Consider the following 21,603-nt stretch of genomic DNA (forward strand, 5'->3'; position numbering starts at 1 on the left):
CACGGAGTCGTCGCGCACGCAGTCGGAGCGCGCGGCTCGGCGACTCGAGCGGCTCCTAGACTGGTGCGATGCCGCGCAGCAACAGACCCCGGGGGAGCAGGCGCGACGACGACGGCGACGAGCAGCGCGACCTCTCGCAGATGCTCGCCGGCTGGCGCCGCACCGAGTCGCACGGCGGCCGCGAGTGGAACGTGCAGCCCGTCTCCGCCGCCCGGGCCGTGAAGAACTACCTCTGCCCCGGCTGCGGCCTCACGATCGACATCGGGATGCCCCACCTCGTCGTCTGGCGGGCCGACGGAGCGCTCGGCGACGCGGCGGATCTCGCCGGTCGACGGCACTGGCACACCCACTGCTGGAGAATCGAAGGAGCACGATGACGACCGAGATCCGCGGCGGAGTGGTCCTCCCGGCCCGACGCGAGGACATCGAGCTGCGCACCTCCGACGGCCTGGTGCTGGTCGGCGAGCTCGCTCTTCCGCTCGAGCGCGAGCCGGTGGCGACGCTCGTGACGCTGCATCCGCTGCCCACGCACGGCGGGTTCATGGACTCGCACATCCTGCGGAAGGCCGCCGCCCGGCTGCCCGCCCTGGCCGGCCTCGCGGTCCTGCGGTTCAACACCCGCGGCACGAGCTCGCCGCGGGGGACGAGCGAAGGGGAGTTCGGCCACGGAGTCGACGAGCGCGCCGACGTCGCCGCCGCCATGGCGTTCGTCGCCGAGCGCGGGCTGCCTCATCCGTGGCTCGTGGGCTGGTCCTTCGGCACGGAGCTGGCGCTGAAGTGGGGGAGGGAGCACCCCGTGGACGGGGCGATCCTGCTCTCGCCGCCGCTCCACCGCGCCACAGCGGAGGAGGTCGCGGCCTGGGCGGGCGACGGCCGCCCGATCGTGGCGCTCATCCCCGAGTTCGACGAGTACCTCCGACCCGCGGAAGCGGCTGAGCGGTTCGCCGCGGTGCCGCAGCTCGAGCTCGTCCCCGTCGAGGGCGGGAAGCACCTCTGGGTGGGCGAGGCGCAGACGCGGCGCGTGCTCGACGAGATCGTCCGTGTGGTGGCGCCGGAGTCGTCCCCGCTGCCGACCGAGTGGGAGGGCGAGCTCGGCTGAGCCGCCGCTCGGGGGCCCCGTCGTCAGTCCTCGGACGTCGAGGAGTCCTCCGACATCCCGTCGATGTGGCCGATGAGGCCGCGGAGGCCGGTCACGTAGCCCGCGATCGCGTCGCGCTCGGTGCGGATCTCGTCGAGCCGGCTCTCGGCGGACGAGACGAGCTCGCGCGTCCGGCGCTCGGCGTCGGCGGTCATCGCCTGGGCGCGCTCGCGCGCATCGTCGAGCAGGGCGTCGGACTCGTCCTGCGCCTTCCGCCGCAGTCGCGTCGTCTCGTCGAGGGCGTCGCTGCGGAGCTCGTCGGCCTCCAGCCGCTTGTCGTTGGCGCGGCGGATGGCGTCGGCGAGCTGCAGATTCGACTCGTCGAGGTAGCGCTGCGTCTGCGCCACGGCCTCCTGGTGGCGGATGAGATCCTCGCGGTCCGCCTCCTCGCGGCGGGCGGCGAGCTCGACGACCAGGTCGATGCGCGCCTGCTCCACCTCCCTGGCCAGCGCTGCGGCCTCATCGGTCGCGGCCGCTCGCAGTCCGGCGAGCTCGGCGTCGAGCAGGGCCGTCGCCTCCGCACGCTCGTGAGCGAGACGGGTGCGCTGGTCGGCGAGCTCCCGGGCGGCGTCGGCGCGCCCGCCGGCGAGCTCGGCATCGAGATCGGCCCGCGCCGCCACGATCTCGGCTTCGACGGCCGAGCGGGCCTCGGCGACCTCGGCCGCGACGGCCGCACGCAGCCGGTCGACCTCCGAGGCGACCTCGGCGCGCAGCAGCTCGTTGCTCTGGGCGAGCCGCGCGGCCTCGGCGCGGGCCACCTCGATCTCGCGTGCGGCGACGGCGCGCATCTCGGCGGCCTCGCGCTCCGCCTCCGAGCGGATCGCGGCCGCCTCGCGCTTCGCGGTCGCGCGGGTCTCCGCCGCCTCGGTGGCGACGGTGCCGCGGATCGCCGCGGCCTCGCGCACCGCGTCCTGCGTCATCACGTCGCGGTCGTCCGCCGCCTTCCCGAGCGTCGCGGCGGCCTGCGCCTCCGACTCCTCCCGCGTGCGGTCGGCTCGGCGGCGGGCCTCGGTCACGAGACGCTCGGCCTCGTCGCGCGCCTCCTGGAGGATGCGGTCGCCCTCGTCGCGCGTGGATCGACGCAGAGCGGACGCGTCGTTCTCGGCCTGCGCGATCAGGCGCTCCGACTGCTCCTCGGCGACGCGCAGCGTGTGCTCGAGCTTCGCGCCGAGCCCGGCGTAGGTGGGCGTGCCGACCTGCTGGAGCTCCTTCTCGAGGCCCTCGACGCGGGAGGAGAGCCGCTTCACCTCGCGAGTGCTCTCGGAGGCCTGCGTGTTCGCGTGGATGAGCTCGCGGCGCAGCCCCTGGATGGCCTTGTCGACCTCGTCCCGGTCGTAGCCACGGAACACCTGGGTGAATTCGGCCTCGTCGCTTGCCACGTCGTCTCCTCCGGGATGGGTGTGCGCTGGGGTCGCCGCACTCCGGGAAGTTTAGTCAGCAGGGGCCTCCCGGCCCGGGGCGACACCCGCACCCGGCGCGGCCGGGCGCGCCTCTCGGTGGATCCCCTGGGATCGACTCGGGCCATCGGCTATCGTGGACTGTCTTTGTCTGTTGCCGTCGCGCCCCGGTCCGGCCGTGTCACCCGAACCGGCTGAGGCCGCCACCCTGATCCGGCAACGCAGGAGGAGTTCTTTCGTGCGGTTCGTCTTCGCCATCATCGCCACCGTCATCGCCGCAGCGATGATCGTGCTCGGCATCGGTCAACGGACGGTCTGGGCTCCCCCCGAGTCCCTCACCGCCGAGACCGCTCTCGAGTCGGGGGCGCCGTACGCGGTCATCGACGGGAGCACCCTCGACGCCAATCCCGGACGGCAGACCATCACCGTCGAGGGCGACGGCGACCTGGTCCTCGCCTACGCCCGCACCACCGACGTGATGGGCTGGGTCGGCGGATCCGAGTACGACGAGATCGGCTACCGGAGCGAGCCCGAGCCCGCCGCGCTGACGGCCTCGCAGGACACCGGCACCGCCCTGGACCTGTCCGCCGACGTCGCGACCGCCGACGCCGCGGTCACCGACCCGCGCGGCTCCGACCTCTGGCTCGAGCAGTTCGAGGGGGCGGGCAGCATCACCGTCGCCCTCGACGTGCCCGACGACGTCTCGATCCTCATCGCGAGCGACGGGACCGCTCCGGCGGCCAGCGACGTCCGGGTCAGCTGGCCGGTCGACACCGCGACTCCGCTGGCCGGCCCGCTCCTGCTCGGGGGCGCCGTCTTCCTCCTGATCGGGATCGCGCTCTACATCTGGGCGTTCCTGCACCTTCGCCGGCAGCACGGCCCGAGGCGGAAGGGTCCGCAGGGCAAGATCCCGCGCGGGGCCCGCCGGCCGCGAGCGCGCGCCGGCATCCAGGCCTCCGTCGCCGCCCCGCGCCCCGCCCGCCGCCGCGGCCTCCTGGTGCTCCCGGCGGTCGTCGGTGCGAGCCTGCTCCTCTCGGGCTGCAGCTCCGACTACTGGCCCGATCTGGCCGCCGGAGCGACCGTCACGCCGACCGCCTCCGAGACCTCGACCGCCGAGCCCGCCGCCGAGGTCGCGACTCCGGTGGTCACGACCCAGCAGGCGGAGGCGATCATCGCCTCGATCGCCGACGTCGCCTCGGCCGCCGACGCCGCCCACGACGCGACCGCCCTCGCCGAGCGGTTCCAGGGCGAGGCCCTGACCGAGCGCACCACCAACTACGAGGTCGTGGTCAAGGGCGGCACCATCGACCCGCCGCAGACCATCCCGGCCTCGCCCGTGAGCCTCGTCCTCCCGCAGGACACCGAGTCCTGGCCGCGCCTGGTCACCGCTGTCGTGCAGAACTCGGCCGACTCGACGCAGGCGCCGATCGCCCTGGTCATGAGCCAGGCCAGCCCGCGGGTCGACTACAAGGTCGACTACGCGATCTCGCTCGAGGCCAACGCGCGGATCCCGGACGTCGCCCCGGTCACCGTCGGCACCTCGATCGTCGCACCCGACTCGAAGCTGATGAAGCTCGCTCCGGAGGAGGTCGGCTCGGCCTACGCCGACATCCTCGCGAACGGCGACGCGAGCCAGTACGCCGAGACGTTCTCGGCCGACGGCGACACGCTCCGAGGGCAGGTCGGCATCGACAAGAAGAACGCCGACCGCGAGGCCCTGCCCGACACCGCGTCGATCGAGTTCTCGAACAAGGCGGGCACGTCGTCCACCATCGCCCTCGCCACGAACGACTCCGGCGCCCTCGTCGCCGCGAGCATCGCCGAGGTGTCGACGGTGCGCCCGACCGCCGAGGGATCGACCGTGTCGACCTCCGGCGCCTCGCAGACCCTGCTCGGGACCGACAAGTCCACGACGGGCATCGAGACCACCTACGGTTATCAGTTGTTGTTCTATGTTCCGCCCGTCGGATCGGAGGAGAAGATCGTCATGCTCGGATGGAGCCAGGGACTCGTCTCGGTGGTGCAGCTGCCGTGAGCACCGTCCCGCCCCTGCCCGGAAACCTCCGCGGCGCAATCGACCTGTCCTCCCTCGTGAACCGGCGGGCGGCACCCGCTCCGTCGGCCCCCGCGGGCGCCGACGCCTCCGGCGGAGCGCCCGCCGCGAACCCGCTGCTGCTGACCGCAGGTGACGCGGAGTTCGACCAGATCGTCCAGCTCTCCTCGCGCGTTCCCGTGATCGTCGATCTCCGCGGGTCGTGGGCCGAGCAGAGCACGAGCATGACCGCGCTCCTCGAGCGGGTGATCGTCTCGTACGCGGGCGCGTTCGTCCTCGTCGGGGTCGACGTCGAGTCGAGCCCGCAGCTCGCCCAGGCCTTCCAGGTGCAGTCCGTCCCCACGATCGCCGCCATCATCGGCGGCCGACCCGTCCCGCTGTTCAGCGGGCTCATCGCCGAGGACCAGCTGCGCGATCTGCTCGAGCAGGTGCTCCAGCTCGCGGCCACCAACGGCGTGACCGGTTCGATCCCGGTGGACGCGGAGGCGCCGGAGGGCGAGCCGGCACCCGCACCGCTGCCGCCGCACCACCAGGAGGCGTACGACGCGATCGATCGCGGCGACTACTCCGCCGCGATCTCGGAGTACGAGACCGCGATCGCGCAGAATCCGCGCGACGATCTGGCCGTCGCCGGTCTCGCGCAGGTGAAGCTCCTGCAGCGACTCCAGGGGAAGACGCTCGACGAGGTGCGCTCGACGGCCGCGGCCGAGCCCTCGAACCTCGAGGCGCAGCTGTCGGTCGCCGACCTCGACGTGTCCGGCGGTCACGTCGAGGACGCGTTCGACCGCCTCCTGTCGATCTTCCCGCGGCTCGACGCCGACGGGAAGGCGACCGTGCGAGCGCGGCTCCTCGAGCTGTTCGAGATCGTCGGGACCACCGACCCCCGCGTGAACAAGGCCAGGGCACGCCTCACGGGGCTGCTCTACTGAGTTGTTCGGCAGGGTGAGCGCGAGCGCTCACCCTGCCGCGGTCGGCTTCACGACGGGTCGCGTACCGAGGAGCGGGTCGCGTCCGGCTCGTGAGAGACGCTGGAACGCGTTTCTCACCGTCGCCTCCTACCCCAGGTGCGACTGACCGGACGGTGACGGACGACCTGTCTGCCTCGCGCGCTGAGAAGCGGCGGAGACGTCGCATCCACTCGTCGACAGTCTCGTGTATCGGGTGGAGGAACCCGAACTGGTGAGGGAGCCCCGGACCGACGGGCGGACTCGACGGTCCGGGTTCCCTCGGGCGTCAGTCGGTGGGGCGCAGGTACAGCACGCCGAGCGGAGGCAGCACCAGCTCGGCGGAGGCCGGACGGCCCGCCCACGGCTCGTTGCGCGCCTCGACGGCTCCGAAGTTGCCGACACCGCTGCCGCCGTAGGTCTCGGCGTCGGTGTTGACGAGCTCCTCCCACCGACCGGCCGTCGGAAGACTCACGCGATAGCCGTGCACGGGCGAGCCGGAGAAGTTCGCGATCACGGCGACCGGGCGTCCCTCGCGGTCCTTCCGGAGGAACGAGATCACGTTCGGTGCCGCGGCACCGCCGTCGATCCACTCGAAGCCTGCCTGGTCGCTGTCGAGCTCCCAGAGCGCCGGCGACTCGCGGTAGACCCGGTTCAGCTCGCCGACGAGGCTCCAGAGCCCGCGGTGGCTCGGCTGGTCGAGGATCCACCAGTCGAGGCCGCGCTCCTCGCTCCACTCGGAGTACTGCCCGAACTCCTGCCCCATGAACAGCAGCTGCTTGCCGGGGTGCGCCCACATGAAGGCGAGGTAGGCGCGCACGTTCGCCAGCTGCTGCCAGTGGTCGCCCGGCATCTTGTTGATGAGCGAGCCCTTGCCGTGCACGACCTCGTCGTGGCTGATCGGAAGGACGAAGTTCTCGCTGAAGGCGTAGACGAACGAGAACGTGATCTCGCCCAGGTGGTACTGCCGCCAGAGCGGGTCGTTCGCCATGTAGTCGAGCGAGTCGTGCATCCAGCCCATGTTCCACTTGAGCCCGAAGCCGAGCCCGCCCGACGCGGTGGGCTGGGTGACGCCCGGCCAGCTCGTCGACTCCTCGGCGATCATCATGATGCCGGGGTAGAGCTTGTAGGCGGTGGCGTTCACCTCCTGCAGGAAGCTGATCGCCTCGAGGTGCTCGCGCCCGCCGTGCTCGTTCGGCAGCCACTCGCCCTCCTTGCGCGAGTAGTCGAGGTAGAGCATCGACGCGACGGCGTCGACCCGCAGACCGTCGACGTGGAACTCCTCGAGCCAGAACAGCGCGTTCGCGACCAGGAAGTTGCGCACCTGCGTGTGACCGAAGTCGAAGACGTAGGTGCCCCAGTCCATCTGCTCGCCGCGGCGCCAGTCGGGGTGCTCGTAGAGGGGCTCGCCGTCGAAGCGGGCGAGGGCGAAGTCGTCCTTGGGGAAGTGACCGGGGACCCAGTCGACCAGCACGCCGATGCCGGCCTGGTGCAGGCGGTCGATGAGGTACTTGAGATCGTCGGCTGTGCCGAAGCGGCTGGAGGCGGCGAAGTAGCCGGTCACCTGGTAGCCCCACGAGCCTCCGAAGGGGTGCTCGGCGAGGGGCATGAACTCGACGTGCGTGAAGCCGAGGGCGGTGATGTACTCGATCAGCGGGTCGGCGATGTCGCGGTAGCCGAGTCCCGGCTTCCACGAGCCGAGGTGGATCTCGTAGACGCTCAGCGGCTGGGTGTGCGGGTCGACGGAGGCGCGCCGGTCCATCCACGTTGAGTCGTTCCAGTGGTGGTGCGAGACCGGGATGCGCGACGCCGTGGCGGGCGGGACCTCGGTGGACCGGGCCATCGGGTCGGCCTTGCGGACCCACCGCCCGTCGCGGGACAGCAGGTCGAACTTGTAGGAGGCGCCGGGCTCGAGGCCGGGCACGAAGATCTCCCACACGCCGGTGACGCCGAGGTTGCGGAGGGAGTGGCCCTCGCCGCTCCACTCGTTGAAGTCGCCCACGACGCGGACGGCCTGCGCGTGCGGTGCCCACACCGAGAACGAGGTGCCCCAGACTCCCTCGTGCTCGCGGTGCCGAGCACCGAGCGCCTCCCAGAGCCGCTCGTGCCTGCCCTCGCCGATGAGGTAGAGGTCGAAGTCGCCGACGGTCTTCGAGAACCGGTAGGGGTCCTCCGCCGTCCACGAGCCGCCGTCGCCGTAGCTCGCCTCGATCATGTAGGCCTGCGGGCCGAGGATGTGGAAGCCCTGCCAGATGCCGTCGCGCAGGTGCGCGAGCTCGACGCGGGCTCCCGTCGACAGCACGGCGACGACCCGCTCGGCGAGCGGGCGGCGGGTGCGCACCACCGTGATCTCGTCGGCGACACCCGAGGTGGAGACCACGTGCTGTCCGAGGACGTCGTGGGGGAGCGCGTTGCTGCCGGTGGCGATCTGCTGCAGGATCCACTCCGGGATCTCGGGCAGATCGATCGCGGCCGAGCCCTCGACCGGCGGGGTCGCCGCCGTGGTGGCCGCCTCCTCGGCGGGAGCCTCGGCCTCCTCGGCGGGAGCCTCGGCCTCCTCGGCGGGAGCCTCGGCCACGTCGGACGCCGCGTGGCGGGGCGCCGTGCCGGTGGTCGTCGCCGCGCTCGTGCCGGTCGTGACGACCGTCTCGACGCGCGGACTCAGGCCGGCGGACTCGGCGGCGCCGGTCGTCGCGTCGTTCTCGGGAACAGTTCCGCTCATCGCTCGTCCGCCTTCACGCTCAGGATGTGCACCGGCTCGACGAAGGAGTCGAGACGAACGTAGTTGTCGCTCGCCCAGGTCCAGACCGCGCCCGTGACGAGGTCCTCGACCTCGAAGCTCGCGCCCCAGTCGAGCCCGATCGCGGGCAGATCGAGGTGCACGGTCGTCTCGCGCGCGGAGTGCGGGTCGGTGTTGACGACGACGATGATCGTGTCGGCCGAGCCCGTCCCGGTGAAGGGCGCCTGGAGGTGCTTCGAGTAGACGAGGATCGCCTCGTCGTCGCTGCCGTGGACCAGCAGGTTGCGGAGCTGGCGGAGGGCGGGGTGGGCCCGCCGGATCTCGTTGAGACGGGTGATGTAGGGCGCGAGCGAGCGGCCGGAGGCCTCCGCCTCTGCCCAGTCGCGCGTCTTGTACTCGTACTTCTCGTTGTCGATGTTCTCCTCGGCGCCCGGGCGCGCGACGTTCTCGACCAGCTCGTATCCGGCGTAGACGCCCCAGAGCGGCGACGCGGTCGCCGCGAGCGCCGCCCGCACCTTGTAGGCCGACGGGCCGCCGTACTGGAGGTACTCGGTGAGGATGTCCGGAGTGTTCACGAAGAGGTTCGGCCGCATGTAGTCGGCCGTGTCCTGCGAGACGCTGGTGAAGAACTCGGCCAGCTCCTCCTTGGTGTTGCGCCAGGTGAAGTACGAGTACGACTGCTGGAAGCCCACCTTGCCGAGAGCGCGCATGATCGCCGGGCGGGTGAACGCCTCGGCCAGGAACACCACCTCGGGGTGCTTCGCGTTGACCTCGTGGATGACCCACTCCCAGAAGTCGAGCGGCTTCGTGTGCGGGTTGTCGACGCGGAAGATCGTCACGCCGAGCGAGATCCAGTACTCGAGGATCCGCAGCGACTCCTGGCGGATGCCCACCGGGTCGTTGTCGAAGTTGATCGGGTAGATGTCCTGGTACTTCTTCGGCGGGTTCTCGGCGTAGGCGATCGTGCCGTCGGGGAGAGTCGTGAACCACTCCGGGTGGCTGGTCACCCACGGGTGGTCGGGGGAGGCCTGGAGGGCGAAGTCGAGCGCCAGCTCGAGCCCGGCGTCCGTGACGGCGGTGTGGAAGGCGCGGAAGTCGTCGACCGTGCCGAGGTCGGGGTGGATCGCGTCGTGGCCGCCCTCGGCGGATCCGATCGCCCAGGGCGAGCCCGGGTCGGTCTCGGCTGCGTTCAGCGTGTTGTTCGGGCCCTTGCGGTAGGCGCGGCCGATGGGGTGGATCGGGGGGAGGTAGAGGACGTCGAAGCCCATCGCCGCGACCGCGGGGATGCGCGCCGTGGCGGTGCGGAACGAGCCGCTGGTCACGGAGCCGTCCTCGTGGCGGACGGCTCCCTCCGAGCGGGGGAAGAACTCGTACCAGGCGCCCACGCCCGCGCGGGTGCGCTCGACGTGCACGATGCGCGGCTCCGAGAGGCTGGCGAGGCTCATCACCGGGCGGGCGGTGAACGCTCCGTGCACGGCGGCGTCGGTCGCCGCGCTCAGGCGCTCGGCGGGGTCGAGCGAGCCGTCTCCGACGCGCGTCGCCGTCTCGGCGAGCAGCGTGCGCTCCTCCGCCGTGCGCGACTCGTCGTCGGCGGCGGTGCGGAGCAGCCCCTGGCCGATCGCGAAGGTCACCTCGAGGTCGAGCCCGGCCGGGATCTTGACCTCGGCGGTGTGCAGCCAGGTCTCCCAGTCGTCGGCGAACGCGCGGATGCGGTAGCTCCAGGCGCCCTCGGCATCGAGGAGGACCAGGCGGCCGTAGCGGTCGGTCCCCGTCGCGAGCAGCGACATCCGGTGCGACGACTCGGCGCCGGAGGGGGAGGTGAGGACGAGATCGACCCCGATGAGGTCGTGTCCCTCGCGGAACGCGGTCGCCGCGAACGGCACGACCTCGCCGACGAAGGCCTTCGCCGGCCAGCGGTCGTCCTCGAGCCGGGGCTGGGGGTCGATGATCGGGATGCGCTCGGCGCGGGCGCGGTAGCCGCTGCCCGCCGCGGGGGTCGCCGCGGAATCGGGAAGGGAGGCCGGGAGAGCCGGTTCCGGAGGCGTCGACACCTCCTCCGGCGCGGGTCGCCCGCGCTCCGTCCCTCGTGCGTCGTTGCCGTGCGGAGCCTTGCCGAAAGGTGTCTGAGCCACGTCTCGACAGTAGCGACCGCCGGTGCCTTTGGCACGCCGGTTGCGCCCGCGAGCGGGCCTGTGCAAACGACCGGCGACGAGCGCTCTCGCCCGTCGACGCCGTCCGCTAGGGTGTGCTCGCGCGACCGCCCCGGCGCTTCCGCGCCTGTGTCCGCCGGGGTCCGCAGAGAGTCGAGGAGTGCCGTGAAGGCGATCCGCCGCTTCACCGTCCGGTCCGTCCTGCCGCCCGAGCTGTCGGCGCTCGGGGAGCTCGCGGGCAACCTCCGATGGGCCTGGCACGAGCCCACCCGCCGCCTCTTCGAGCGGGTGGATCCCGAGCTGTGGCAGCGCGGTGGAGCCGACCCCACGGCGCTGCTCGGCGCGGTCAGCCCCGAGCGCCTCGCGGAGCTCTCGCGGGATCAGGGCTTCGTGGACGACGTCTGGCGACTCCGCGACGAGCTCGAGCGCTACCGCACCGAGCCCCGCTGGTACCAGTCGCTCCCGGAGTCGGCGCCCCGGTCGATCGCGTACTTCTCGCCCGAGTTCGGGATCGCCGCGGCGCTACCGCAGTACTCCGGCGGCCTGGGCATCCTGGCGGGCGACCACCTCAAGGCCTCCTCCGATCTGGGCGTCCCGCTCACTGGAATCGGACTGTTCTACCGCTCCGGATACTTCTCGCAGGGGATCTCCGCCGACGGCTGGCAGCTCGAGTCCTACCCCTCGCTCGACCCGGACGGCCTGCCGCTGCGGGTCGTGCGCCTGGCCGACGGCTCTCCGGCGCGGATCGTGCTGGCGCTCCCCGACGGGCGAGCGCTCTACGCGCGCGTCTGGCGGGCCGAGGTGGGGCGCGTGACGCTCCTCCTCCTCGACACCGACATCCGCGAGAACGAGGACGGCCTGCGCTCCGTCACCGATCGCCTCTACGGGGGCGGTGGCGAGCACCGTCTCCTGCAGGAGCTGCTCCTGGGCATCGGCGGTGTGCGGGCCCTCGAGCTGTGGGCCGAGGTCTCGGGCAAGGCGGTCCCGGAGGTGTTCCACACCAACGAGGGGCACGCCGGCTTCCAGGGTCTCGAGCGCATCTCGGCGCTGATCGGCGCGGGTCTCGACTTCGACCAGGCGCTGCAGGTGGTGCGGGCGAGCACGGTCTTCACGACGCACACCCCGGTTCCGGCCGGCATCGACCGCTTCGACCGCGGGCTGATCGAGCAGTACTTCTCGACGGAGCTCCTCCCGGGCGTCCAGGTCGAGGACGTGCTCGCCCTGGGCTCCGAGGCGTCGGCCGGAGGGTCGGACCAGGTCTTCAACATGGCGTTCATGGGGCTCCGGCTCGCGCAGCGCTCGAACGGCGTGTCGAAGCTGCACGGCGAGGTCAGCCGGTCGATGTTCTCGGCGCTCTGGCCGGGCTTCGACACGACCGAGGTCCCCATCGGCTCGGTGACCAACGGCGTGCACGCGGCCACCTGGACCGATCCCGTCCTCACCGCCCTGGCGCGCGACCGGCTCGGCACCGACGACACGACCCAGGCCGACTGGGCGTCGGGCGCGCTCTCGGACGGCGAGATCTGGCAGGCGCGGCGGACGATGCGCGAGCAGCTCGTCCGCGATGCGCGGAGCCGGGCGGCGCGGTCGTGGCGCGAGCAGAACCCGGGAGGACTCGCGCCGGGGTGGCTCGACGAGCTGCTCGACCCCGAGGTGCTGACGATCGGCTTCGCCCGGCGCGTCCCCACCTACAAGCGCCTCACGCTGATGCTGCACGACCCGGAGCGGCTGCGCGCCCTGCTCACGCATCCCGAGCACCCGATCCAGATCGTGATCGCGGGCAAGTCGCACCCGGCCGACGAGGAGGGGAAGCGGCTGATCCAGAAGCTGGTCCGCTTCGCTCAGGAGGCCGACGTGCGGCGGCGCATCGTCTTCCTCCCCGACTACGACATCGCCATGGCCCAGCTGCTCTACCCGGGCACGGACGTCTGGCTGAACAACCCGCTCCGGCCTCTCGAGGCGTGCGGCACCTCCGGGATGAAGGCCGCGCTGAACGGCTCGCTCAACCTCTCCATCCTCGACGGGTGGTGGAACGAGTACTTCGACGGCGAGAACGGCTGGGCGATCCCCTCCTCCGACCGGGCGCTCGACCCGGAGGCGCGCGACACCCTCGAGGCGGACGCGCTGTACGAGCTGCTCGAGACCGAGGTCGTCCCGCGCTTCTACGAGCGCGATCACGACGGCGTCCCCCGCCGCTGGGTGCGCTCGATCCGTCACACGCTCGCGACGCTGTCGCCCGAGCTCTCGGCCGAGCGGATGGTGCGGCAGTACGTCGAGACGCTGTACCGTCCGGCGGCGGAGGCCGGGCGCTCGGTCGCGGTGGACCACTTCGAGCCCGCCAAGGAGCTCTCGGCGTGGAAGGCGCGGGTCCGCGCCGGCTGGCCGGGTGTCTCCGTCCCCTCGGTCGAGTCGGGTGGGATCGACGCGGTGCCGCAGCGGGGCGACCGGCTCGCGCTACGGGCCGGAGTCCTCCTCGGCGATCTGCGCCCGGAGGACGTGACCGTGCAGGTCGTCTACGGCACTCCCGCCTCCGACGGCACGCTGACCGAGGTGCGGCACCAGGAGCTCGAGGTGGTCGAGTCGGCGGGCGGCGTCGTCCCCGCGGACTCGGTGGGGCGGGTGCCCTACGCGGGCGTGGTCACGCTCGACCGCAGCGGCTCGTTCGGCTACACCGTGCGGGTGGTGCCGCAGCACCCGCTGCTCGCGCGATCGGCGGAGCTCGGTCTGGTCGCGGCCGCGACCTGATCCGAGCTCTGCGGGCGCACCGGTCAGTACAGGTGTCCCGTCCGGAGCAGCGGTCTGCGATCGCTTCGGTGGCCGAGGAGAGGTCGGGTCGGACTGCTGACCGAAGAGGAGGCGACATGGGTGCTGCGGAGGCTCCGCGAGGTTCCCCTCGCGCTGCGACAGGTCGCGACGCGGGCGAGCTCGTACGGCTGCGCCATGCGATGTTCCGAGACATGGCGGGCACCGGCTCCGCGGCACGGCCGCGGGAGGTCGACGGCACCGAGTGGTACGGGGCCGCGGAACGCGAGCTCGCGGCCCGGATGGGCGTCGGTTCCCTCGCTGCCTTCGTGGTGGACGATCCCGATTCCCGTTCCCCGCGACTGATCGGCTGCGCGGTCGCTCAGTTGATCGGACGCCTGCCCGGGCCCGGCTTCTCGACGGGCCTCTCGGGGGAGCTCTCGAGCGTCTACGTCGAGCTCCCTCACCGCGGAGTCGGGCGAGGCACGGAACTCGTGCGCGCCGCCCTGCACTGGTTCGATCTCACCGGATGCGAGGTCGTCGATCTCCATGCCACTCCGGACTCTGAACGGATCTACCGCGCCCTCGGCTTCGAGCCGCCGGCGTCATCGGCACTGCGACGCCTCCACCCCGATCTCGCGCGCTAGGTGTGCGGCGACGGCCGGTAGGTCAGGACCACCGTCCGCCAGTCGAGAGTGCGCGTGTCGAGCAGCTCGAGGTCGTGGTCGGCCAGTCCCGCGTAGATCGGGCTCACCCCGGTGCGGCCGGTGATGACCGGGAAGACTGTCACCTCGATGCGGTCCACGAGGCCGGCGGCGAGGAGCGACCAGTTCAGCGACAGGCTGGCCTGAGACCGGAGCGGCAGATCCGAGGACTCCTTGAGTCGTCCGATGATCTCCACCGCGTCACCGGACTCGATCGTCGCGTCGCGCCATCCCAGCGTGTCGTGCAGTGTCGAGGACACGACTGTCGTCGGCATCGAGTGCAGCCGGAGGTTCCACTCGTCGAGAGCGTTCGGGTCGATACCCGCGGCGAAGATCCCTGCGACCTCACGGAACGTCGTCGCCCCGTAGACCATGCGCAACGGCTCGGCGAAGAGCCCCGCCCGCCACTCGAGCAACTCCGGACCCTGCTGAGACCAGTAGCCGCCCCAGTCCACGCCCTCCGGGCCCGTGTCGTAGGAACCGTAGCCGTCGAGCGTGGAGAAGACGTCCCAGGTGTCAGTGGCCGTCATCGGCTGCTCACGTCGTAGCGGAGCCGGACGAGTTCGGACCCGGGGAGAGCGGCGGCGTCGAGGAGTGTGAGTCCGGGATGCGGTGGGCCGGAGTAGAGAGGCGACCCGCCGCCGGCGAGCCCGGCTCCGACGAGGACGATCAGTTCGTCGACGAGTCCCAGCTCGAGGAGAGGATTCCAGGTCGTCCCGCTGCCGAACATCAGGAGGTCGCGGTCGCCGGCCGCCTTCAGCGCGCGGATCTCGGCGGCTGCGCCTTCGCGCGGGACGATCCGGGTGCTCGCGGCCCAGGCGGCGCCGGCCTCGTGGGACAGGGAGTCGCTGATGACGAGGGAGTCGAGCGTGGTGACGAGGCGGGCGATCTCGCGATCGCGGTCGCCCGCGGAGTCGTCGGCGGCGACGGCGCTCCAGCTGTCCCAGTTGTCGCGGAACCAGCGGCTCCCGTAGACGAGAGTGCCCGCCCGTCTCAGCAGAGCGAGATTGTGGTCGTTGAACGCGTCCTCGAACGGGAGGGTCGAGAGGTCGTGATCGGGGCCCTCGTAGTAGCCGTCGAGGGAGGTGAGGACGGAGACGACGAGTCTGCTCATGCCCCGACGCTAGCGAGTCCACCTCGCCCGATTCCAGACTCCGGGCCGCCGCCGTCGTGCTCGCCCCATCTACGATCCGGTCCCCGTGATGTCGAGGGATCCCGGCGTGAGCAGCGCCGGAGTCCCCCGTGCAGGTGGCGCCTGTTCGGCGACCGTCGTAGCGTCGAGGCATGGTGATCGACGGTGGCGCAGTGGTGAGGAGCGCAGTCGCGAGCGACGCACCGGCGCTGGGTGAAGTCTTCGATGCGGCGGTGCTCGAGGGGTGGACGCACCTGGAGCACGTCGAGGAGATCGTGCCGATGTTCCCGCCGGAGTTCTGGGTTGAGGCCGCGACCGAGACGGGACCGGCGGACGTACTGCTCGTGGCCGAGATCGACGGGCGGGTCGTCGGATACTCCGGTACCCACGGCGAAGCAGGTGAGCTGTACGTGCTCTTCGTCCATCCCGCTGCCGGTAGGCGGGGGATCGGGCGACGTCTGCTCGCGGCCGCGGAGGAGGATCTCCGCGCTCGCGGACGGGACGAGGTCTTCCTGTGGACCCATGACGCCGACACCCGCGCTCAGCACGTCTACGCCGCCGCCGGCTACACGCCCACCGGCGAGCGGCGGAACGGCGAGATCCACGGCCGCCACTACGTCGAGGTCGAACTGCGCAAGCCGCTGGCGGCATCGGACCTGGTGCCCTGACTCCGATCCGCCGCTGGATCGCGGGCAGTCCACGGTCGAGGCACGCACTCATCACGAGGAAGAAGGAGAGGACCGTGGGACGGATCAGCGCGATGGAGAGCATCAGCCTCGATGGAGTGATGCAGGGACTCGGACGCCCGGACGAGGACACTCGCGACGACTTCGCCCACGGCGGGTGGGGTGAGGGCTACCAGGACGACGTGTCGATGCGCTTCGTGTCCGAGGGGATGACCGGTGAGGGAGCGATGCTCTTCGGTCGCCGAACCTATGAGGATCTCCTCGGTTTCTGGACGACGACGGCGACGCCGAACCCCTTCACCGACTACCTCACTCACGCTCAGAAGTTCGTGGTGTCCCGCTCGGCCGGCACGGAGCTCACGTACCCGGGCTCGACGCTGCTCGCGGGCGACGCGGTGGAGACGGTCGGCGCTCTCCACGAGTCCTTCGACGGAGACCTCACGGTCCTCGGTAGCGGCGCGCTCCTCCGCGACCTCCACCGCGCGGGCCTCGTCGACGAGTACATCCTCCAGATCCACCCGATCCTCCTCGGTTCGGGGCAGCGTCTGTTCGGAGAGTCCGAACGTGCGGATCTGGTCCTGCAGCGCAGTGTCGCCACGACGACGGGAGTGCTGATCGCGCAGTACTCCGTCGAGCGCCGACGCGGGACGTTCTCCTGATCGCCCGTCGGACACGGACCGTCGATGCAGTGCGAATCGGGGAGGATGCTCGTGAGCTCACTCCCGGACCGGCGCGAGATGTGCAGCGCCGGAGACGGACGTCGCGAGGCCCGGCCCGGTTGCAGGAGGAGGGTGCGCGCGACGAGTGTGGAGGGCGGGTCGGAGTGCGGATCCGCGAGAGGGGAGTCTCATGAAGGTGACTGTGCTGGGCGTGCCGAGCAGTACCGGGGCGTACTGCGTCGGTGTGGAGCGAGCGCCGGCAGCTCTGCGGGACGCGGGGCTCGTCGAGTCGCTGCTCTCTGCCGGCGTCGACGTCGTCGACGCAGGAGATCTGACCACGCGGTTGTGGAGCCCTGACCGGGACAGTCCGTTCGCGCAGAACCTGGGCGATGAAGCGGAGTCGATGCTCGAGCTGTCCGTGTCTGCGGCCGAGCTGCTCGCAGAGGGTGATCGGCTGCTCGTGCTCGGCGGCAGCTGCCTGGTCGCCGTGGGCCTGTGCGCGGCGATGAGGCGCCGAGGGGAACGACCTCGTCTCGTCTACATCGACCGGCACCTGGACCTCAACACTCCGCACTCGACGACCGAAGGCTCGCTCAGCTGGATGGGCATGGCTCACGCTCTGGCTCTGGAAGGCGCTGCACCGGAGCTCGCGGGAGCGTCAGGCGGCCCGCCGCTGCTGCAGCCGGCGGATCTCGTGTTCCTCGGAGCCGACCCGACGAGGGCGACGCAGTGGGAACGCGACCAGGCCGCAGCGCTCGGTCTCGCGATCATCGACCAGGCGGCGCTCTGCGACGACCCGCGCGGCGCGGCGCGGCACGCACGTGACGGGGTCGCCGGAGGGCCGTTCATCGTGCACCTCGACGTCGACGTCCTCGACTTCCTCGATGCCCCGATCGCCGAGAACGTCAACGGACGCAACAGCGGACCCACGATCGCTGTCCTCGAGCGCGCCCTCTCCGAACTCCTCCAGGCCCCCGACTGTCTGGGTCTCTCGCTCGGACAGCTCGACCCGGCTCACGCGTCTTCGGACCCCACCGCGCTGCCGCGGCTCGTCTCAGCGCTCACATCAGCACTGACCCCCGCGCGCTAACTGCACCGCGCGGCGATCGACCAGCGGGCGCTCCGGTCCCGACCCTGCTGTCGTGGAGCCCGCACGACTGCTGCGTACCCGAGCCCGCCGCACGCGCCTATCTGCGTGACCTCCCGGAGCTCCATCTTCTCGACGCCGGGCACTGGATCCTGGAGACCCGGTTCGAGGAGAGCGTCCGGCTGCTGAGACCGTTCCTGGACCGGGTGCTCCCGAACCGCTGACCCCGTCGCATCCGGGTGGGATCCGGCACAGAGGACGGAGGGCCGGCGAGCCGTCGATCGACGTCGGGCCGGTCAGCGGGCGATGTCGGCGAGGATCGCGCCGGTCACCGCGATCAGGTCGGCCGGTGCGAGCTCGATGTCGAAGCCGCGCCGGCCGCCCGAGACGAGCACGGTGTCGAACAGCTCGGCCGTCTCGTCGAGCACCGTGCGGTGCCGGGTCTTCTGCCCCACCGGCGAGATCCCGCCGAGGACGTAGCCGGTCCGCCGCTGCGCGAGCGCCGGATCGGCCATGGCCGCGCGCTTGCCGCCCACCGCGCCCGCGAGCTCCTTGAGTCCGAGGGACCCCGTCACCGGCACGATGCCGACGACGAGCTCGCCGTCGACGTCGACGAGCAGGGTCTTGAAGACCCGCTCCGGCTCGACGCCGAGCGCCTCGGCCGCCTCGGTCCCGTAGCTCGCGGTGGCGGGATCGTGCCGGTACTCGCGGGGGACGAACGCGATCCCGGCGGAGGCGAGGGCGAGAGTCGCCGGAGTGCCGGGGCCCTGCCGCGTCGACATCAGAGCGTGCCGTCCCCGGGCGGATCGCCCGGCTCCGTGCCGTGCGCGGCGAAGAGCTGCATCGAGGTTCCGGCGACGCGGATGACCTGGCCCGGCTCGAACGACTCCCCGTGCTCGAGGGGCTCGGGCTCGGCACTGCTCCAGAGCCGGGTGTAGCCCGTCACACCGTCGCTCTCGGCGAGGACGACGCTCGTCTCGTGCTCGACGCCGTGGACGACCAGCAGGATGCGGTCGAACGCCTCGGACTCCGGGGTGGAGGAGGCGAGGTACTGCAGGGTCCGGTTCTCGGCCGAGGTCCAGTCGTGGTCGGACATGCCGTGCCCGTGCGCGTCGAACCAGCGCATGCTGCTCGCGCCGGGGGTGACCTCGCCGCTGCGGCCGTACCGGGCGGGGCGCAGGGCGGGGTGCTCGCGGCGGAGTCGGAGGAGCGTGCGGGTGTGCGCGCGCAGGTGCAGCTGCCACTCGCCGAGGCCCTCCCAGCGCAGCCAGGTCAGGTCGGAGTCCTGGCAGTAGGCGTTGTTGTTGCCGCGCTGGCTCCGACCGAACTCGTCTCCGGCGGTGATCATCGGCACGCCGGCCGACAGGAGGAGGGTGCCCAGCAGGTTCCGCATCGCCTTCCGTCGCACCAGCGTGATCGCCTCGTCGGGGGAGGGCCCCTCGAAGCCGTGGTTGAACGAGCGGTTGTTGTCGGCGCCGTCGCGGTTCGACTCCCCGTTGCCGATGTTGTGCTTGACGTTGTACGAGACGAGGTCGGCGAGGGTGAACCCGTCGTGCGCGGTGACGAAGTTGACCGAGGCCAGCGGTCCGCGCTCGGCCGAGAAGGTGTTCGACGAGCCCGCGAGGCGGGTGGCGAAACCGCCCACGCCGACGGGGGCGGTGCCCGCCCGCCGGGAGTAGTCGATGTCCGACAGCCAGAAGTTGCGCACCCGGTCGCGGTAGCGGTCGTTCCACTCCGACCAGCCGTCGGGGAAGTTGCCGGTCTGCCACCCGCCCATGCCGACGTCCCACGGCTCCGCGATCATCTTCACCCCCGCGAGCGCCGGGTCCTCGACCGCCGCCCGCAGCAGCGGGTGGTCGGAGCGGAAGTGCGCGATCTCGTCGCGCCCGAGCGTCGCTGCGAGGTCGAGCCGGAATCCGTCGATCCCGACCTCGGACGACCAGTAGCGCAGCGAGTCGAGGGCGAGCCGCTGCGCGACCGGGTGGCCGAAGTCGACGGTGTTGCCGCAGCCCGTCACGTCGATGTAGCGGCCCTCGTCGGTCTGGCGGTAGTAGCTCGCGTCGTCGATGCCGCGCAGGCTCGAGCGAGGACCGCACGGGCCCTCCTCCGCCGTGTGGTTGTAGACGACGTCGAGGATCACCTCCAGCCCCGCCTCGTGCAGCAGCTTGACCATCCCCTTGAACTCCCTGAGCACCGCCGTCGGGCCGCCGCGCTGGGCGGCGGGGGAGGCGTAGGCCGCGTGGGGGCTGAAGAAGTTGAGGGTGTTGTAGCCCCAGTAGTTGGTGAGCCCCTGGCGCAGCAGCCGCTGCTCCGACACGAAGGCGTGCACCGGCAGCAGCTCGACGGCCGTGACCCCGAGGTCGAGGAGGGAGGCGACCGTCGACTCGTGCGCGAGTCCGGCGTAGGTGCCCCGCAGCTCGACGGGCAGTGCGGGGTTCAGCTTGGTGAGGCCCTTCACGTGCGCCTCGTACACGACCGTCCGGTCCAGCGGCGTCCCCGGTTTCTCGGAGGCGCCCCAGTCGAACGCGTCGTCGACGACGACCGAGCGCCACTCGTTCTCGGCCACCCGGTGCAGGCCCCGCGAGTACGGCTCGAGGAGCGCGGTGCGCGGGTCGAAGCGGTTGCGCGGGCCGGTCGGTCCGTCGACGCGGACGGCGTAGCGGCGACCGGGCGAGAGCTGAGGGGAGCGCGCCGACCAGACTCCGTCTCCGTCGCGCTCGAGCGGGACCGTCCGCGCGATCCACGTCGGATCCTTCTCGTCGTAGAGGAGGAGGTCGATCGCGCTCGCATGGGCCGACCAGACGCGCAGCTCGCCGCCGTCCGCGTCCACGGTGACGCCGAGCCGGGCCAGGGGGTCGCGAGAAGTCATGCGACTTACAGTAGTAACGGGCGCGGGTCTCCTCCGCGCCCCGGACGTGGGACGGGGGCTGCCGTGATCTACCTCGACCACGCCGCCACCACCCCGCTCCGGGCCTCCGCCCTCGCGGCCTTCGCCGAGGCGTCGGCGAACCCCGGCAATCCCTCGTCGGTGCACGGCGCGGGCCAGGAGGCGCGACGGCGCCTCGAGGACGCCCGCTCGGACATCGCCGCGGCCCTCGGCTGCGAGCCGATCGAGGTCGTCCTGACCGCGGGCGGTACGGAGGCGATCAACCTCGCCCTCAAGGGGCTCTTCTGGCAGCGCATCGCCGAGGATCCCGCGCGGACCCGCCTCCTCGTCCCGGGCGGCGAGCACCACGCGACGATCGACAGTGTCGAGTGGCTCGCGGCGCACGAGGGCGCGGAGATCGAGTTGCTGCCTCTCGATGCGGAGGGGGCGCTGCGCCCCGAGGTCCTCGCCGCGGCGATCGACCGCGACCCCGCCTCCGTGGCGCTCGTGAGCGCTCTGTGGGTGAACAACGAGATCGGCACCATCGCCCCGGTCGCCGAGCTCGCCGCCGTCTGCGCCAGGGCCGGAGTGCCGCTCCACCTCGACGCGGTCGCGGCCCTCGGCCACGTCCCCCTCGCGATCGGGGACGTCCGCCGCGCCTCCGGGTCGCGGGGCGGAGCCGGTCTCGTCGCCGTCAGCGTCTCAGGCCACAAGGTCGGCGCGCCGATCGCGACGGGCGCGCTCGTCCTGGCCAGGGACGCCAGAGTCGTCCCGGTGCTGCACGGCGGGGGACAGCAGCGGAGCGTGCGCTCGGGCACGCAGGACGTGCCGGGAGCGGCGGCGTTCGCGGCGGCCGTCTCTGAGGCGGTCCGCGAGATGCCGGAGGAGACGACCAGGCTCGCGGGCCTGCGCGACCGTCTCGTCGAGGGGGTGCTCCGCGCGATCCCCGGCGCCACGCTCACCGGGCCCGCCGTCGACTCCGGCCGGCGCGTCGCGAACAACGCCCACCTCGCCTTCCCGGGCGCGCAGGGCGACTCGCTCCTCTTCCTCCTCGACACGGCCGGCTTCTCGGTCTCGACCGGCTCGGCCTGCACCGCGGGGATCCCGGAGCCGTCCCACGTCGTCCTCGCGCTCGGTCGCAGCGAGGACGAGGCGCGCGGGGTGCTGCGGTTGACCCTCGGCCGGACCACGACCGCCGAGGAGGTCGACGCGATCGTCGCCGCGCTGCCCGCCGCCTACACCCGCGCCGCGCGCGCCGGGCTCTCGAGCAGGGCCGTCCTCCCCGCCTGATCGGCTCGTCTCTGC

At 71.9% G+C, this 21,603-nt stretch carries 17 protein-coding genes; 10 read left to right on the top strand and 7 right to left on the bottom strand.

What is annotated here, in order from left to right; all coding sequences use genetic code 11:
• Positions 1 to 68: 68 nt before the first annotated feature.
• Both B9Y99_RS06485 and B9Y99_RS06490 read left to right on the top strand, forming a co-directional pair.
• On the top strand, positions 69 to 377 hold the full coding sequence (locus B9Y99_RS06485; protein ID WP_085475703.1) for a hypothetical protein: 309 nt from the start codon (positions 69 to 71) through the stop codon (positions 375 to 377).
• A complete protein-coding gene (locus tag B9Y99_RS06490) occupies positions 374 to 1,099 on the top strand; it encodes an alpha/beta hydrolase (RefSeq protein ID WP_085475704.1) in 726 nt (241 codons plus the stop codon). Before B9Y99_RS06485 ends, B9Y99_RS06490 begins: the two co-directional genes overlap by 4 nt.
• A gap of 23 nt (positions 1,100 to 1,122) precedes the next feature.
• Here the strand turns inward: B9Y99_RS06490 and B9Y99_RS06495 are convergent, their stop codons facing one another.
• Positions 1,123 to 2,517, bottom strand: a complete 1,395-nt coding sequence (locus tag B9Y99_RS06495; protein WP_085475705.1) for a DivIVA domain-containing protein — start codon at positions 2,515 to 2,517, stop codon at positions 1,123 to 1,125.
• 256 nt (positions 2,518 to 2,773) lie between these two features.
• Here B9Y99_RS06495 and B9Y99_RS06500 point away from each other — a divergent pair, with 256 nt between their 5' ends.
• Positions 2,774 to 4,570: a DUF8094 domain-containing protein gene (locus B9Y99_RS06500; protein ID WP_085475706.1), complete on the top strand. Its 1,797-nt coding sequence runs from the start codon at positions 2,774 to 2,776 to the stop codon at positions 4,568 to 4,570.
• Positions 4,567 to 5,517 (top strand): tetratricopeptide repeat protein, encoded by a 951-nt coding sequence (locus B9Y99_RS06505; protein WP_085475707.1) that lies wholly within the window; start codon positions 4,567 to 4,569, stop codon positions 5,515 to 5,517. The genes B9Y99_RS06500 and B9Y99_RS06505 overlap by 4 nt, the downstream gene beginning before the upstream one ends.
• A gap of 304 nt (positions 5,518 to 5,821) precedes the next feature.
• Here B9Y99_RS06505 and glgB read toward each other — a convergent pair whose 3' ends face one another.
• Both glgB and B9Y99_RS06515 read right to left on the bottom strand, forming a co-directional pair.
• Positions 5,822 to 8,254 carry a 1,4-alpha-glucan branching protein GlgB gene (gene glgB / locus B9Y99_RS06510; RefSeq protein ID WP_085475708.1) on the bottom strand — a complete coding sequence of 811 codons (2,433 nt, stop codon included), beginning with the start codon at positions 8,252 to 8,254 and terminating at the stop codon, positions 5,822 to 5,824.
• Positions 8,251 to 10,323: an alpha-1,4-glucan--maltose-1-phosphate maltosyltransferase gene (locus B9Y99_RS06515; RefSeq protein WP_085475709.1), complete on the bottom strand. Its 2,073-nt coding sequence runs from the start codon at positions 10,321 to 10,323 to the stop codon at positions 8,251 to 8,253. Before B9Y99_RS06515 ends, glgB begins: the two co-directional genes overlap by 4 nt.
• 264 nt (positions 10,324 to 10,587) lie before the next feature.
• On the opposite strand from B9Y99_RS06515, the gene glgP reads away from it, so the two are divergent.
• Entirely contained in the window at positions 10,588 to 13,167 is a 2,580-nt protein-coding gene (glgP, locus tag B9Y99_RS06520; RefSeq protein ID WP_085475710.1) for an alpha-glucan family phosphorylase, read from the top strand.
• Between the two features lie 212 nt (positions 13,168 to 13,379).
• On the top strand, positions 13,380 to 13,811 hold the full coding sequence (locus tag B9Y99_RS06525) for a GNAT family N-acetyltransferase (protein ID WP_165759551.1): 432 nt from the start codon (positions 13,380 to 13,382) through the stop codon (positions 13,809 to 13,811).
• Here B9Y99_RS06525 and B9Y99_RS06530 read toward each other — a convergent pair.
• On the bottom strand, positions 13,808 to 14,398 hold the full coding sequence (locus tag B9Y99_RS06530; RefSeq protein ID WP_085475712.1) for a dihydrofolate reductase family protein: 591 nt from the start codon (positions 14,396 to 14,398) through the stop codon (positions 13,808 to 13,810). The two genes, B9Y99_RS06525 and B9Y99_RS06530, sit on opposite strands and share 4 nt — an antisense overlap.
• Positions 14,395 to 14,982: a dihydrofolate reductase family protein gene (locus B9Y99_RS06535; protein WP_085475713.1), complete on the bottom strand. Its 588-nt coding sequence runs from the start codon at positions 14,980 to 14,982 to the stop codon at positions 14,395 to 14,397. Before B9Y99_RS06535 ends, B9Y99_RS06530 begins: the two co-directional genes overlap by 4 nt.
• A gap of 170 nt (positions 14,983 to 15,152) precedes the next feature.
• Here B9Y99_RS06535 and B9Y99_RS06540 point away from each other — a divergent pair, with 170 nt between their 5' ends.
• From B9Y99_RS06540 to B9Y99_RS06550, 3 genes are all read left to right on the top strand, one after another.
• A complete protein-coding gene (locus B9Y99_RS06540) occupies positions 15,153 to 15,668 on the top strand; it encodes a GNAT family N-acetyltransferase (protein ID WP_085475714.1) in 516 nt (171 codons plus the stop codon).
• A 74-nt stretch (positions 15,669 to 15,742) separates the two neighbouring features.
• Complete coding sequence (locus B9Y99_RS06545; protein WP_208856890.1) at positions 15,743 to 16,345, top strand: dihydrofolate reductase family protein; 603 nt, start codon at positions 15,743 to 15,745, stop codon at positions 16,343 to 16,345.
• A gap of 190 nt (positions 16,346 to 16,535) precedes the next feature.
• Positions 16,536 to 17,435 carry an arginase family protein gene (locus B9Y99_RS06550; protein WP_085475715.1) on the top strand — a complete coding sequence of 300 codons (900 nt, stop codon included), beginning with the start codon at positions 16,536 to 16,538 and terminating at the stop codon, positions 17,433 to 17,435.
• A gap of 293 nt (positions 17,436 to 17,728) precedes the next feature.
• Here the strand turns inward: B9Y99_RS06550 and ybaK are convergent, their stop codons facing one another.
• Together ybaK and glgX are read right to left on the bottom strand one after the other, a co-directional pair.
• Complete coding sequence (gene ybaK / locus B9Y99_RS06555) at positions 17,729 to 18,214, bottom strand: Cys-tRNA(Pro) deacylase (protein WP_085475716.1); 486 nt, start codon at positions 18,212 to 18,214, stop codon at positions 17,729 to 17,731.
• Positions 18,214 to 20,301, bottom strand: coding sequence for a glycogen debranching protein GlgX (gene glgX / locus B9Y99_RS06560; protein WP_085475717.1), 2,088 nt, complete (start codon positions 20,299 to 20,301; stop codon positions 18,214 to 18,216). Before glgX ends, ybaK begins: the two co-directional genes overlap by 1 nt.
• 63 nt (positions 20,302 to 20,364) lie before the next feature.
• Between glgX and B9Y99_RS06565 the strand changes: the two genes are divergently transcribed.
• Complete coding sequence (locus B9Y99_RS06565) at positions 20,365 to 21,588, top strand: cysteine desulfurase family protein (protein ID WP_244274784.1); 1,224 nt, start codon at positions 20,365 to 20,367, stop codon at positions 21,586 to 21,588.
• Positions 21,589 to 21,603: the final 15 nt, after the last annotated feature.

Source organism: Rathayibacter oskolensis, assembly GCF_900177245.1.
GTDB lineage: Bacteria > Actinomycetota > Actinomycetes > Actinomycetales > Microbacteriaceae > Rathayibacter > Rathayibacter oskolensis.